Consider the following 14,612-nt stretch of genomic DNA (forward strand, 5'->3'; position numbering starts at 1 on the left):
AGAAGCGACTATGGCAGAATTGGAGTCAGTAATAGAAAAGCGTCTTATAGATCAACTTTGCAGCGGAGAATCGCAGTGGACTTATAGACCGGATATTAGGACAGAAGAAGACCTGTGGAGTAATTTTAAATACATATTAGAGCAGAATAACAAGGCAAAATTGGATGATGTTCCACTTAGTGAATCAGAATTTGCCAAGATTAAGAACGATTTATCTCATGCTTCTTTTTATGACGCGGGAAAGTGGCTGATTGGAGAAAATGGCAAGGTTTATGTTCATATTCAAAGGGGAAATGAGACACTGCATCTTGTTGTTATGAATAATGAACATATTGCAGGGGGAACAAGCGTCTATGAAGTGATTAATCAGTATCAGGCATTTAGGGATGAAGCGGATGAGAATGGTAGAGACAGAAGATTTGATGTGACGTTACTTATCAACGGAATTCCTATGATTCATATTGAATTGAAGAACAAAGAACATTCATATATGGATGGGTATAGGCAGATAAAGAAATATATTGCAGAGGGAAAATTCCATGGGATTTTCTCAAATGTTCAGATGTTTGTAGTTAGTAATGTGGATGACACAAAATATTTTTCATCCGCCAGAGATACAGAATTAAATAAAAAGTTCCTGACAGGGTGGATTGATGATGAAAATGATCCGGTGTGTGACTATCTGGATTTTGCACAGGCAGTACTTAAAATACCGGAAGCACATGAGATGGTTACAAAGTATACGGTGTTGGATAATGACAAGAAGAAACTTCTTATCTTAAGACCATATCAGATTCATGCAATTGAAGCTATGAGAACCGCGTCAAAAACAGGCAAATCTGGTTATATCTGGCATACAACAGGCTCTGGAAAAACCATGACATCTTACAAGGCTACAAGAAATCTTTTGATGGATATTCCATCGATTCAAAAGACGATATTTTTGATTGATAGGAAGGATTTGGATTTACAGACAAAAGGGGCTTTTCAGTCATATGCTGACAACGACACTATTGATGTTGATGATACAGAGCATGTGGGTAGTTTGATTAAGAAATTGGTCGACGATAACAGACAGATGATCGTAACCACAAGACAGAAGATGCAGGTAATGATTAATCGTCGTTTGAAAGAAGGAACCAAGGAATATAACAAGATAAAGGCTCTTAAGGTGGCTTTTGTTGTGGATGAGTGCCATAGGGCTGTGACGCCACAGACAAAAAGAGATATAGAGAGATTTTTTAATCATTCCCTGTGGTTTGGCTTTACTGGGACACCTATATTTGAAGAAAATAAATATGAGCAAAAAGGGGATTTGCCGCAGACTACAGAGGAATTATATGGTCCATGTCTCCATAGTTACACAATAAAAGAAGCAATTCACGATGGCGCGGTATTAGGCTTTAATGTTGAAAACCTAGGACCAAAAGGTATCGAAAAAGAAGACGAAGAAAAGTATTATCACAGTGAAAGACATATGAGAAATGTTCTGAATGTAATACTGAATCAGTCTACTTCGAAATTCGGAATGCAAAATGGGCGAGGAAAAACTTATGAGGCTATGCTGACTGTAGAATCGATTGCAATTGCTCAGAAGTACTATGAAATGATATTGAAAATCAAGGCTGGTGAGGATGAACTGAAAATCAATGAAGAAATAAAAAAGGCGCTTCCTGATTTTCCAAAAGTGGCTATTACTTTTTCAGTGTCTGAAAATGAAGAAACATCGCAGACAAACCAAGATGCTATGAAACGGTACCTTATGTATTATAACAACATATTTGGAACGAAATATGGAATTGAGGGGCTGGGTGCATATAATAGTAATTTGAATGATCGATTAGCGCGAAAGGGAAATCGTTACAAGTTGAGCAGAGATCAGCAGGTGGATCTTGTTATAGTGGTAGATCGTCTGCTTACAGGCTTTGATGCACCTTGTTTGTCAACATTATTCATTGACAGGCAGCCGATGAGCCCGCAAGGGTTAATACAGGCGTTTTCCAGAACAAATCGTTTATTTGACCAGAATAAAGAGTATGGGCAGATTGTTACATTCAGGAATCCAAAAGAGTACAAAGAAAAAATTAATGATGCACTTGTGTTATATTCGAAAGGGGGGATAGGGCAGGCGATAGCAGAAGATTGGGATACGGTGCTTGAAAATTTCACGTTATCATTAAAGACTATAAGAACCTTTGCACCTGAGCCCAAGGACGTTGTGAACCTGTCCAAAAAACAAAAGAAGACATTCATCAAATTGTTTAGAGACTTGGATCATGACTATGCGCATCTGAAATCGTTTTCTACATTTGAACCTAAAATGCTGGGTAAATTCGAGTTTGGTCAGGATATATATGAGGATTACGCCGCAGTCTATAATAATGTAATGGAGGAATTGAAGAAAGATCCGATAGACGATACAGATGATGAGCCAATTAGAGATGATTATGATTTAGTGGCTCATAGCAAGTTTAGGATTGATTTCGAATACATTGTAGAACTATTGCAGGGGTTTGTTGATTTCTTGGATCAGAAAAATGAAGATTTTGATGAGGCTGAGTTTGAGCATAAACTTTTACAATTGAAGGAGATGGTAAAAGAATTCGCCGAGAACAATCCGAGACTAAGTGACTTATTATTGCAAGTCTTAGATGAGATTGAGCAGGATAAAGCCCGATTTATGGGTCAGGATATTTCTGTTATTATCAATCAGATGCGTTACGCTGCTATAGATAAAGAAATTGAAAAGTTTTCTTCAAAATGGTTTGTACCCTTTGAGGATGTAAAATATGAAGCATACAATTTTAAGGATGGAGAACTTGCCAATGAAAACAAGTTAAAAGCAGCGGCTGACTATGCGGCATATAAAGATAACACAGTTGATGCGCTCCCTAAGTTTAAATTTAATGGAGCGCTTATAAAAGAGTTTAAGGAAGTTTTGATGTCTGAAATCAGTCCATTGCTTGGATAGTGTAAAGAAGAAAACTTGTGGTGATGAACGATTTCTAGTTGCATGATTTGAAAGAGAGGATATTATATTGAAAAGCACACTTATAAAAGATACTACAAAATCAGAAAGAATTCAGATTGTAAAACAGTGGGAAGAAACAGAGGGGTGTGAGAGCGGCGGAATCGACCTGATGGAATTTTTTAGAGAATACATAGATGGGACTAAGGAAATATCGGAAGTTAATGCAGCGTTCACTGCAAAGTATATGTCGGATATCCCAGATGAGTCTCCGAGAATAAGTTGTGGTGAAGGGATGAGAAGATGAGCAGAGGAGTTTTTGCATGATGACAGATGAAATCATTAAGGATTCTAATGAACTTGAGTTTGTTGTATTCTGCATTGAAAATGTTGCAGCAAAATTGGGGGTGGATGCTGATTTTGTATATAAAGCATTGACCGAACAGAGTGATATTCTGAACAATTATATTGTACCGGAATATGAAGTGCTTCATACCCAGAGCAAAGAATACATTGTAGATGATATTCTTCGTGTGATGGTGGAAAAGGGGGTGGAAGTGTGATTCTTTATCATGGTTCATTTTTGGCGATCTCGCAGCCGGATTTGGCTCATTCTCGTCCAAATGTTGATTTCGGGCGCGGCTTTTATGTCACACCCTTGTATGAACAGGCAAAAAAATGGTGTGGAAAATTTAAACGTCAGGGAAAAGACGGTATTATTTCTAAATATGAATATGATGAGCAATATGAGCCCGAACTGAAAGTTTTGAAATTCGAATCCTATTCTGAGGAATGGCTTGATTTTATTTTGAGTTGTCGTGGGGGAAAAGACGTGGCTGACTATGACCTTGTATTTGGTGGTGTTGCCAATGATAAGGTGTTCAATACAGTGGAATTGTATTTTGATGGTTTGATTGATAAGGCAGAGGCTCTAAAACGTCTACGGTATGAAAAGCCTAATCTTCAAATATGTTTTCGTACAGAAAAAGCATTATTTCTATTGCGTTATGAAGGGAGTGAGAAAGTATGATGGCTAATCCGATCCTACTTCAGAAAAAATACTGTCGTATTATTGAAAGTTTTGCGAGCCGGCAAGGAATTTCACTGGATGCGGCATTGGATTTTTTTTATTGTTCTGATGTTTACAAAATGATGAGAGACGGCGTATCAGATATGCATTGTATGAGTGATGCATATTTGGCAGATGAATTGGGACAAGAATACAGTTCTCGTGGCTAAAGAGATATATTGAAGTTAGGGAGCATTATCCTTCATCAGCGTAAGCGTTTAGTTATTAGTTTAGACTTGACAGTGAGCGCATAACCAAATCAACATCTTTGCTCTCGAGTTCCTGAATGACGTGAAGGTAAGTTTTTTGCGTTGTAGTCATGCTTGAATGTCCCAGCCTTTGAGCAACGCTTGCAATTGATACGCCTGCAAACAGGAGAAGTGAAGCGTGTGTGTGCCGCAGTCCATGAATGGATATTATCGGCACATCAACTTTTTTACAATATCGCGCTAGGATGTTGTTGATGGTTGAGTTGTAGACTTTGCCAGATATAAATATGGGTTCGTCCTCAGGTAGATCCTTGACTAATGTTGAAAATTGGATTATAAGTTGCCAGTCGATCTGAATTTTTCGTACGGACGATTGGTTTTTGGTGGGCATATACCCACCACCATTTTTATAATCCCATGTCTTGTTGATGGATAAGGATTGCTTTGTAAAATCAAAATCCCTAGGAGTGATCGCTAGAGCCTCCGAAAATCGCATGCCTGTTTTGGCTACTAATAAAATAAACCAGTCCCAGTTGACTTCTTGTCCCAAATTCAAATTTGACAATAGTTTGTGGAGTTCAAACTGATTTAAATATTTGATTTTTTTCTTTTTAGGATTTTTTCCTTTAATAATAGCCTTTCGTGTAGGATCTCTCTCGATAAGCCCCTCATCGACTGCATCTAGGATGGCGCCTTTTAGTTGATGGTGAAAATCCATTGTCGTCTGCCTTTCGTGAAACTCAGCATAATCATTCAATAATTTCTGATAGGTTATTCTTGTCATGTCACCAACTTTTAGGTCTGGCGCTAACTTCTGTATCCAGGCTAGCGTTAACCGATACTTGTCCATTGTAACCTTTCTTATCGCCCCCTCCTTATAAATTTCAATCCATTGTGCGTAGTAGTTATAGAATAAATCTGTGTTGTCTATGTTATTCAGCATAAAAACCTCCCAATATTATGATAGGCTTACGCTGATGAAGGGTGATGAGGTTGTCTAACTGTTCAAAATAAGCACCAATTTTCTTTTGCTCTTCAATATTTGAAGGCACACAAACAGGAAATTTTTCTAGTTCCCTCATGCTTAAATTAGGCTGCGTTCCGTTTGATGCTTTATCAGCGACCTGAGCCTGCAAATCTTTTGTTTGTAACAAATTATACAGGAAATATGGATATGTTTTGTCTCCACATCTCATTGCTGCTAAAGGCGACCATATATTGAATTTTTCAGTAGTTTCAACAATTGCGACCTTTCCTACAGTAGAACCTGACTTCACCAAATATACATCGTGTAACTGTGGTTTATATTTTTTGCAACAAAGTTCATCATATTTTTCGGATATGTTTCCACGCTTTCTGCTGAAATCAATCTTGTTATCAACAATAGCATCAACTGATATAAAAGGAACGCCTTCTTCAACTAGTTCAGGAGTTTCATGTGGTCCATCTGTCACAGGTTGAATAAGTAAATCTAAAACCTTACGCTGTTCCCAAGTATACTTGAAAATGGATCCAAGGGTAAGCCATTGATGATAGAAAACGTTAAAGAATAAGTCCTTAAAACTCGTTGCATAAATTTTCCTGCCTATGTATACTATAGTCAGCGGATGGTCTATATGTCTATCGTGTGGACTGACACGTAAAGATGCAAAATTTTACGGATTTTGGACGAATCGTGCAGGCAGAAATATAAGTGGGATTCTGGGAATGGTGACGGATGAACTAGAGCAGGAGATACAGAGAAGATCAGAGGTGATAAAGTGAAAACGAGAGAAGAAGCCTTAGCCTATGGATTGACTTTTCCCGAGACTTATCAGGAAGCACCCTTCCATGATCCGAATTGGCAGTTGGTGCGGGTGCAGGGCAGTAAAAAGGCGTTTCTATGGACTTATGAAATGGATGGACTCATCCATTTGAATGTCAAGGTGGATCCCCAGTGGCGGGATTTCTGGAGGGATGCTTACGAGGCTGTCCTGCCCGGCTATCATCAGAATAAAGAGCACTGGAATACCATACGGCTGGATGGAACCATCCCGGATGTTGATGTCAAGCGGATGATCGCTGAAAGTTATGATCTGGTGACGGACAGTCCGACCAAGCGTATATATGAAGCCGTCAAGCGGATCCCAAAGGGGCATGTGGCAACTTATGCACAGGTGGCAAAGATGGCTGGCAATGAGAAAATGTGCCGGGCGGTCGGAAATGCCCTGCACAAGAACCCGGATCCGGACCATATTCCCTGTTTTCGTGTTGTCAATGCCAAAGGACAACTCTCCGGTGCATTTGCTTTTGATGGACCAGAGGAGCAGGCAAGGAGACTTCAGGCGGATGGTATTGTGGTAGAAAATGGCAGAGTCGATCTGGAAAAATATGGTATGAAAGACCCACACGACGAATAAAAAAATTCTTGCGTGCGTAAAAAGCCTGTGCTATAATCTTATTTTGTCAGGACATGAATTTGTTTTGAAATGGGTGGTTTCCCGAGTGGCCAAAGGGGACAGACTGTAAATCTGCTGCATCTTGCTTCGGTGGTTCGAATCCACCACCACCCATTGCACGTAAGATTTAAAGGTATCATATGTGCTCGTAACAACACTTGACTACTAAGTTCGAACTTCACTGACATTCGTTCTCACTAAGGGTCAAGTATGTATCGCACTAAACTCGAACGGCGCTATGCTTGTTCTCGTTAAGTGCTCTAACAAGCCGCAGTGGCGGAACTGGCAGACGCGCAGGACTTAAAATCCTGTGGTGGTGACATCGTACCGGTTCGATTCCGGTCTGCGGCAGTTTCTGTAAGGAGGACTTCTTTCTGAATAGAAAGAGGTCCTCTTTTGTATAATAGGCAATTTATAGCAATAGGAGGGATCGGCGCATGGCAGAAAAAGGCGCAGACAATCGGAAAGAAAAAACTTCCCATCGGATACGCTACGGAAGCCTTATCGTCATGCTGGCGGTACTGATTTTGGGCATCGTATATCTGCACGGAATGGTGCAAAGGTCGGAAGAAAAAGCACCGGCAAGTCAGAGTGAAACGCCCGGAGCGGGGCAGGAGACGACCATCTTAGAGAGCATCGAGAATCTGAAAGCAGGGCAGATTCTAGATGCGGCAAGCCTTGATCTGAATGATCCGGACAAATATTTTACTTCAAGTCAGCTTACTGAGGAACAAAAAGAAGATATGAAGGGAAAATCTTATATAGATAACCCGGATATTTCTTACGACGACCTGTCTTACCTTAAGGTCTTACATTATAATTATGAGCATGAGATACAGGTGGGAGAGATCGTTGTGAATACAAAGGTCGCAGAGGATTGCCGACAGATCTTTTTAGAACTTTTTCAGGAGGGATATGAGATCCATTCCATGTATCGGATCGATCGGTTTTACGGAGACGATACGACGCGTGATGCCGAGCAGGCTGATATCGACTCTATCAATCAGGATAATACCTCCGCTTTTCATTATCGTAAGATCGCAGGGACAAATGTCACATCTGAGCATGCATATGGCATGGCGATCGATATCAACCCTCTGGAAAATCCTTATGTGCCTGCAAATGATGTGACGGCGGCGGGAGCCAGCCCTTACTTGCAGTATGATCTTTATAAGGATCGAAGCAATCTTCGTCCGCACATGATCACGCATGAGGATATCTGCTATCAGATTTTTACAAGGCATGGTTTTACCTGGGGCGGCGATTGGAAGGGAACAAAAGATTATCAACATTTTGAAAAGGAAATGTAGCGAATGAAACGATTGACCATAGGTATTCTGGCACATGTGGATGCCGGAAAGACAACCTTATCGGAAGCCCTTTTGTATGAGACGGGGGCGATCCGTAGCATGGGACGGGTAGATCATGGGGATGCCCATCTGGATACCGATGCCATGGAGAAAGCGCGTGGAATCACCATTTTTTCAAAAATGGCACGCTTTGCGTATGGAGATGCGGAATATGTACTTTTAGATACACCGGGACATGCGGATTTTACAGCGGAGATGGAGCGTACCCTGTCGGTACTGGACTATGCCATTCTCGTGATCAGTGGGATTGATGGTGTGCAGGGACATACGCGTACCCTGTGGAAACTTTTGCAAAATTATAATGTTCCATGCATCCTTTTTATCAATAAAATGGATGTGAGTCACAGAGGCAAGGAAGAATTACTTTCTCATTTGCAGGAAAAATTAGCGGATGCCTGCATGGACTTTGGGGCTTTTTATGGGAATGCGCCTATGAGCGATCGAGACAAGGAACATATCGCCCTGTGCAGTGAACCGCTCTTGGATGCTTTTTTAAATACCGGTGACCTAGATCAGAAACTCCTGGTGGAGGCGATCGCAAAAAGACAGATCTTTCCGGTTTTATTTGGGTCTGCCCTCAAAGTGCAGGGAGTAAAGGAACTTTTGCGCCTCATGCAGGACTATATGCGTCAGCCGTCCTGGGGGCAGGATTTTGCTGCCAGATGCTTTAAGATTGGACGGGACGAAAAGGGCAACCGTCTGACTTATCTCAAGATCCTGGGCGGGGCAATGCATATCAAAGATAATTTGGCCTATGCCATTCATTTCGCAGGGGCAGACAGTGATGCCGAGGAGGAAGCTGTGGAGGAGACCTGTCTGGAAAAAGTAAACCAGATCCGCCTGTATTCCGGGGAATGTTACGAGTGTGTAGATCGGGTGGAGGCAGGCGAGGTTTGCGTTATTTTAGGCTTGAGCCGGTCTTATGCAGGTATGACACTGGGTGACTGCGCGCGGGAAGAACATGCGATCATAGAACCGGTACTTTCCTATGAAGTGATTCCGCCGGAAGCTTGTGCGCCTCATGTCCTGCTATCTTATATGCGGCAGTTGGAGGAGGAAGATCCGACCCTTCGTGTGACCTGGCAGGAGAGGGCAAGACAGGTGCATGTGCATCTTATGGGACCGGTTCAGACGGAAGTCCTGCAGCAGCAGTTGAAAAAGAGATACGGTATTCTGGTTACCTTTGGTGCAGGAAAAGTGCGTTATAAGGAGACGATACGCGGTGCGGTAGAGGGTGTGGGGCATTTTGAACCCCTGCGTCATTATGCGGAGGCGCATATACTGATTGAGGAACTGCCGCAGGGAAGCGGCATGGAATACGCCATGGACTGCCCACCGGATGTCCTGGATCTGAACTGGCAGCGCCTGATCTATACACACCTTGCGGAGCGAACACACCGGGGCGTTTTGACCGGATCTCCTCTTACAGATGTGCGCCTGACTGTTGTGAGTGGCAAGGCACACAAAAAACACACGGAGGGCGGAGATTTTAGACAGGCAACCTATCGGGCAGTTCGACAGGGACTGCGCAAGGCGCAGAGCGTGCTCTTAGAGCCATATTACCGGGTGCGGATCGAGATGCCGCAGCAGGCGCTGGGACGTGTTATGACGGATATGAGCAGGATGTATGGCAAGTTCGACGCACCAATCTTAGAAAATGAGACAGCCGTCTTGCAGGGAATCGCGCCGGTAGCCCTCATGCGGGACTACGGTGCAGTGCTGGCGCAGGTAACCGGTGGTCTAGGGCAGATGACACTTGCTTTGGAAGGCTATTTTCCGTGCCACAATCAGGATGAGGTGGTAGCAGAGATTGCCTATGACCCGGATAAGGATCTGCGCAATACCTGTGATTCGGTATTTTGTGGTCACGGGGCAGGCTATCTGGTGCCTTGGTACGAGGTCGAGGACAAGATGCATATGCCGATGGCGTCCTATCTGTATGAGAAAAAGCAGGAAGCGAGCATGGATCAGGTCATTGCGGCAGCCAAGGCGAGGGCGGAAGCCATGCGGCAGGGACAGCCCCAGGGCTATGACGGTTACGGCGGACTGGAATCGGATCTGGAAGAGATCTTTGTCCGTGAATTTGGGGAGATCAAGCGGCGATTGCCGGGCGCAGAGAAGCGTGTGATCGATGCAGACAAAAAAGACCGGATGCAGGAAGCACGCGAAGCCTATCAAAAGGCACACGCTAGAGACAAGAAGGTTGCGATCAGAAAGAAATATCTTCTGGTCGATGGATATAATGTCATTTTTGCGTGGAAAGAGTTGGATGAGATCGCCAAGACCAGCATTGACGGAGCCAGAGGCAGACTGCTGGATATCATGTGCAATTATCAGGGGCATGTGGGACAGGAAGTGATCGTTGTTTTCGATGCCTATCGGGTGCGTGGTCATGTGGAAGAAGTGGTGGATTATCATAATATCCATGTAGTCTACACCAGGGAAGCGGAGACGGCAGATGCCTATATTGAGCGCACGACCCATGATATGGCGGATAAATACGAGGTGACGGTGGCAACATCGGATCGCCGGGAGCAGATGATCGTCATTGGCGAAGGGGCAAGGCGATTTTCGGCAAGGGATCTGGAAAAGGAAGTAGAACGCGTCAATCGGGAGGCTATGGAAGCATTCAAACCGCTGGAATGAGACAATTTTTGACAGACAAGCCATAGGAGTATGTGGTATACTAATCTACATGGTATGAGACGTTTATAAATGAGGTAGCAATATGAAAATAATTCATTGTGCAGATCTGCATCTGGATTCCAAGATGGAAAGCAATCTGGATCGGGAAGCCGCCGGCATGCGACGGGATGAATTGCTGGATACTTTTGAGCGTATGGTGGCGTATGCAGCAGAGCAGGACGTGCGTGTGATCCTGATCGCCGGAGATCTGTTTGATAAGCCCAATGTACGAAAGACGGCAAAGACCCGTGTGATCGAGCAGATCAAGGGACATCCGCAGATCGATTTTTGCTATATCAGGGGCAACCACGATCAATTGGATTTTGTGGAAGAATTATCCGAGCAGGAGAATATCACCAACTTAAAACTCTTTGGTACGGACGAATGGACATCCTATGATTATGGGGATGTGGTCATTACCGGCATGGAACTGGTCAAGGAAAACAGTCAGACCTTGGGCATGAATCTGGTGCTGGATCAGAACCGTGTCAATATTGTCGCTTTGCATGGGCAGGAATCGGACTATCAGGGCAATGACCGGACAGAGGTCGTAAACCTATCTATGCTGCGGGGCAAGTATATCGATTATCTTGCTTTGGGACATATCCATTCCTACAAAAAGGAAAGGCTGGATGACCGCGGCGTTTATTGTTACAGTGGTTGTCTGGAAGGGCGCGGCTTTGATGAGTGCGGAGAGAAGGGCTTTGTCCTTTTGGATATCACCGAGGGCAAGATCCATACGGAATTTGTGCCGATCGCAAAAAGGATGCTGCATGAAGTCAAAGTAGAGGTCGATCCGACGATGGATATGGCGGCGATCATCCGTGCTGCCAAGGAATGTGTGAAAGATATCTCATCGGAGGATCTGATCAAGATCATCGTGACCGGTGAGACAAATATAGATACCGATATTGATTGCGAGCGCCTGCGCCGCAGTCTGGATCAGGACTTCTTTTTTATCAAGATATATGATCGCACATCGGTACAGATCGATTATGAAAGTTTCCGTAATGACAAGTCTCTCAAAGGAGAGTTTGTCCGTCTGATGGAAAGACAGCATATGTCGGAAGATGAGAGAGCAGCCATTATTGAGTTGGGCATGAAAGCAATTATGGGCGAGGACATAGAAGTATGAAGTTAATTTCCTGTTATATTACCGGATTTGGGACAATCAAAGAATGGTCTTACGATTTTTCTGACGGCATGAATGCCCTGTGTCAGGAAAATGGCTGGGGAAAGACGACCTTTAGTGTGTTTTTGAAAGCCATGTTCTACGGCATGGACTATTCGGCACGCACCAAGATGCTGACCGAGCGCAAGCATTATATGCCTTGGGATGGCGGTGTCTGTGGCGGTTATCTGATCTTTGAGGCAGAAGGCAAGCGCTATCGGGTCGAGCGTAGTTTTGGCAAGACGGATAAGGATGACACCTTTACTCTGATCGATACCAATACCGGGGCAGCCTGTGACGATTTTTCACAGAATTTGGGTGAGGAACTCTTTCAGGTAGATCGGGATTCTTTTGAAAAAAGTATCTTTATCCCGCAGGCATCGGTATCAACGGCGATGACGGACAGTCTGAATGCCAAGATGGGAAATCTGGCATCGGCAAAGGACGATATCAACAACTTTGATGAGGCTTTGAACCGTGTCAGTGAAGTGCGTAAAAATTATACCAGGCGGAGCAAGGTCAACAACGGCAAGATCAATGTCATCAAGGAAGAGATCAGCAGATGCAGTGAAGTGATCGATAAGAAGGCGGCGATCTTAGACGGCTACCGCAAGCAGTTTGACAAGTTAGAGGAAAAGAAAAAGTCCTTAAATTGGATGGAGGCAGAAAAGAACCGTATCACGGAAGCCATCCGCACGCAGAGCAAGCGCGAGCAGGATATGGGGGCATATCGCCAGCAAAAAGAATTTTTGGAAAAACAGCAGGAAGAAATGAATGTCCTGGATGATTTCTTTGCGACCGGATTGCCAAGTGAGGAAGAACACGCAAAACTGGAAGATGTGGAGCGTCAGTATGACATGAGCCGGCGGACAGAGAAAGACTTAGCGATCAAATTGCCGCCGGAGCAGCAGATCAAGAAGTGGGAAGACCTCTTTGGGGACCAAGTACCGGATGAGGAGGATCTTTCCAAGTGGAAGGATATGTCTGTCCGCGTGCAGGAATTGCGGATGCAGGGAGAACACTCCAAGTTGTCTGAGGAGGCAACGGCACAGTTAGATCAGTTAAAATACTTCTTTGCCAATAAGGTTCCGACGGAGGAAGAATTATCCCAGATAGAAAAGGACGTTGTGGAACTGTCGCGTCTGGATGGTCGTATCGTGGAGCAGGATGAGAATTATCGAAACATCAAGGCACGTGTGGATATGGCACAAAAGACCGGCAGGACAGCGGGCAAGACGGCAGGGGTTCTATTGCTTTTTATTTTATTTGCAGCCTTACTCCTGGGAGGATTTTCTTTCCGGATCCTTGCCCCGGAAGCAGACGGCAGTACGATCTATCAGATTCTTTGCTTTGTCGGCGCAGCAGCGACAGGAGTAGCCGCTATTATGCAGATCGGCAGAATACGATCTTTACATCGCAACAAGCAGGAAGACTTGCAGGGACAACTCGCAGAGGCTGCGGAGGCACTGGCACAGAGCCGGGAAACAAGAGAAGTCTTAGCAATCCGTTGTAAAGCATTTTTGGCTGATTTTAAACTGACACCGGCAGACAGCATGCAGCAGATGGTTTATGAGATACGTGTTAATCTGGATCATTATGTGCGCCTGCGGGATGAGGAGCATCAGGCGACAGCGCAGACAACAGATGCCGTAGAGGAAATGGCTGATCTGCGCATGGAACTTTATACTATATTAGACCGATATGCCCAGGTATATCACATGGATCTTTACCATGAGGGCAATGAGGCAGACCTTTTAGAACAGTTGAAGAAAGATAAAAATGCCTATGAGGAATACATTCACTGCCGTAAGCAGTTGGAATTGATCCGTCTGACCATGGAGGAACAGAAGCGGCTTTTGGAAAAATATCTGGGCAGATTTCCGTTGGAAGAAGGAACTTCCCTGCAGGAACAACTGCATCTGATCTGGAGCAAACGGCAGCGTTATGGTCAGTTACAGGAAGAGATCGCTAGTTTGCAGGAAAAGATCCAGGCATTTGCCGAGGATAATCAGGTAGAGGAGATCGCGCTTTCCGTCGAGCAGTTACAGGAGAAACAGGTACAGATCGATGAGGAGATCAAGGATATGCAAAAGGGCATCACACAGGATCGAGAGTCGCTGCACCAGTTGTCAGTCGAGTTGGACGGCATTGAAGATGCGGAGAACCGTCGTGATGTACTTCTGGAGGAAAAGGCAGAGTGCGACCGCAAGGTAGACCTGCTTACCAAGACCGAAGAATATTTAAAGATCGCCAAGGAGCAATTCCTGTCTACTTATATGCGGCCTTTGCGTCAGGGCATGGAACACTATATGGCGATTCTGGATGATAAATATAAGGACTCCGTCAAGGATATGGATTTTGATATTACCATGGATCTGTCCGTGCAGGTGCTGAGTCAGGGAAGCACCCATTCCAGTGATTATTTGAGCCATGGCTATCAGGATCTGGTAGGGCTTTGTGCCAGATTTGCCCTGGTGGATGTCTTGTATCATAAGGAACAGCCGGTGATCGTACTGGATGATCCTTTTACCAATTTAGACCAGCAAAAGATTACGCATGCCTTAAAACTTCTTTCTGACATAGCAAAGGAGCGGCAGATCGTTTACTTTACCTGTCACGAAAGCCGCATGCCATCTTAGTCTGGGATGATGATTTTCCCGCCTGTCAGATATCGAAAAAGTTCTTGACAGGCAGGGGGATTT

At 44.2% G+C, this 14,612-nt stretch carries 12 protein-coding genes and 2 tRNA genes; 12 read left to right on the forward strand and 2 right to left on the reverse strand.

The features are described 5' to 3' along the window. Window positions 1–10: 10 nt before the first annotated feature. The 5 genes from H8R94_RS08190 to H8R94_RS08210 all read left to right on the forward strand — a co-directional run bounded on the left by H8R94_RS08190 (window position 11) and on the right by H8R94_RS08210 (window position 4,207). Window positions 11–2,971, forward strand: a complete 2,961-nt coding sequence (locus H8R94_RS08190) for a type I restriction endonuclease subunit R (RefSeq protein WP_186854372.1) — start codon at window positions 11–13, stop codon at window positions 2,969–2,971. A gap of 67 nt (window positions 2,972–3,038) precedes the next feature. Continuing rightward, the gene (locus tag H8R94_RS08195; protein ID WP_186854373.1) at window positions 3,039–3,275 is read left to right on the forward strand and encodes a hypothetical protein; all 237 of its coding nucleotides are present in this window, start codon (window positions 3,039–3,041) and stop codon (window positions 3,273–3,275) included. A 16-nt stretch (window positions 3,276–3,291) separates the two neighbouring features. Next, on the forward strand, window positions 3,292–3,531 hold the full coding sequence (locus H8R94_RS08200) for a DUF3791 domain-containing protein (protein WP_186854374.1): 240 nt from the start codon (window positions 3,292–3,294) through the stop codon (window positions 3,529–3,531). Continuing rightward, the gene (locus H8R94_RS08205) at window positions 3,528–3,998 is read left to right on the forward strand and encodes a DUF3990 domain-containing protein (RefSeq protein WP_186854375.1); all 471 of its coding nucleotides are present in this window, start codon (window positions 3,528–3,530) and stop codon (window positions 3,996–3,998) included. The genes H8R94_RS08200 and H8R94_RS08205 overlap by 4 nt, the downstream gene beginning before the upstream one ends. After that, window positions 3,995–4,207: a DUF3791 domain-containing protein gene (locus H8R94_RS08210; protein ID WP_186854376.1), complete on the forward strand. Its 213-nt coding sequence runs from the start codon at window positions 3,995–3,997 to the stop codon at window positions 4,205–4,207. Before H8R94_RS08205 ends, H8R94_RS08210 begins: the two co-directional genes overlap by 4 nt. 55 nt (window positions 4,208–4,262) lie before the next feature. Here H8R94_RS08210 and H8R94_RS08215 read toward each other — a convergent pair whose 3' ends face one another. Together H8R94_RS08215 and H8R94_RS08220 are read right to left on the reverse strand one after the other, a co-directional pair. Further along, window positions 4,263–5,189 (reverse strand): site-specific integrase, encoded by a 927-nt coding sequence (locus tag H8R94_RS08215; RefSeq protein WP_186854377.1) that lies wholly within the window; start codon window positions 5,187–5,189, stop codon window positions 4,263–4,265. Beyond that, window positions 5,179–5,700, reverse strand: a complete 522-nt coding sequence (locus H8R94_RS08220) for a restriction endonuclease subunit S (RefSeq protein ID WP_207722474.1) — start codon at window positions 5,698–5,700, stop codon at window positions 5,179–5,181. The genes H8R94_RS08215 and H8R94_RS08220 overlap by 11 nt, the downstream gene beginning before the upstream one ends. Window positions 5,701–6,006: 306 nt before the next feature. Between H8R94_RS08220 and H8R94_RS08225 the strand changes: the two genes are divergently transcribed. From H8R94_RS08225 to H8R94_RS08255, 7 genes are all read left to right on the forward strand, one after another. Next, the gene (locus tag H8R94_RS08225) at window positions 6,007–6,645 is read left to right on the forward strand and encodes a methylated-DNA--[protein]-cysteine S-methyltransferase (RefSeq protein ID WP_186854378.1); all 639 of its coding nucleotides are present in this window, start codon (window positions 6,007–6,009) and stop codon (window positions 6,643–6,645) included. A 71-nt stretch (window positions 6,646–6,716) separates the two neighbouring features. Beyond that, a tRNA-Tyr gene (locus H8R94_RS08230) sits at window positions 6,717–6,798 on the forward strand. Window positions 6,799–6,951: 153 nt separating this feature from the next. Next, window positions 6,952–7,035: transfer RNA gene (locus H8R94_RS08235), tRNA-Leu, on the forward strand. A gap of 86 nt (window positions 7,036–7,121) precedes the next feature. Next, window positions 7,122–7,994 carry a M15 family metallopeptidase gene (locus H8R94_RS08240; protein WP_186854379.1) on the forward strand — a complete coding sequence of 291 codons (873 nt, stop codon included), beginning with the start codon at window positions 7,122–7,124 and terminating at the stop codon, window positions 7,992–7,994. Between the two features lie 3 nt (window positions 7,995–7,997). Further along, window positions 7,998–10,700: a translation factor GTPase family protein gene (locus H8R94_RS08245; protein WP_186854380.1), complete on the forward strand. Its 2,703-nt coding sequence runs from the start codon at window positions 7,998–8,000 to the stop codon at window positions 10,698–10,700. An 82-nt stretch (window positions 10,701–10,782) separates the two neighbouring features. Beyond that, on the forward strand, window positions 10,783–11,874 hold the full coding sequence (locus H8R94_RS08250; RefSeq protein ID WP_186854381.1) for a metallophosphoesterase family protein: 1,092 nt from the start codon (window positions 10,783–10,785) through the stop codon (window positions 11,872–11,874). Then, the gene (locus H8R94_RS08255; RefSeq protein WP_186854382.1) at window positions 11,871–14,549 is read left to right on the forward strand and encodes an AAA family ATPase; all 2,679 of its coding nucleotides are present in this window, start codon (window positions 11,871–11,873) and stop codon (window positions 14,547–14,549) included. Before H8R94_RS08250 ends, H8R94_RS08255 begins: the two co-directional genes overlap by 4 nt. Window positions 14,550–14,612: the final 63 nt, after the last annotated feature.

Origin of the sequence: Roseburia lenta (assembly GCF_014287435.1) — a bacterium.
GTDB lineage: Bacteria > Bacillota > Clostridia > Lachnospirales > Lachnospiraceae > Pararoseburia > Pararoseburia lenta.

Coding starts and splice junctions, on each gene's coding strand:
- H8R94_RS08200 (WP_186854374.1), top strand. CDS start 3,292: ATGATGACAGATGAAATCATTAAGGATTCTAATGAACTTGAGTTTGTT.
- H8R94_RS08240 (WP_186854379.1), top strand. CDS start 7,122: ATGGCAGAAAAAGGCGCAGACAATCGGAAAGAAAAAACTTCCCATCGG.
- H8R94_RS08255 (WP_186854382.1), top strand. CDS start 11,871: ATGAAGTTAATTTCCTGTTATATTACCGGATTTGGGACAATCAAAGAA.
- H8R94_RS08210 (WP_186854376.1), top strand. CDS start 3,995: ATGATGGCTAATCCGATCCTACTTCAGAAAAAATACTGTCGTATTATT.
- H8R94_RS08245 (WP_186854380.1), top strand. CDS start 7,998: ATGAAACGATTGACCATAGGTATTCTGGCACATGTGGATGCCGGAAAG.
- H8R94_RS08250 (WP_186854381.1), top strand. CDS start 10,783: ATGAAAATAATTCATTGTGCAGATCTGCATCTGGATTCCAAGATGGAA.
- H8R94_RS08215 (WP_186854377.1), bottom strand. CDS start 5,189: ATGCTGAATAACATAGACAACACAGATTTATTCTATAACTACTACGCA.
- H8R94_RS08190 (WP_186854372.1), top strand. CDS start 11: ATGGCAGAATTGGAGTCAGTAATAGAAAAGCGTCTTATAGATCAACTT.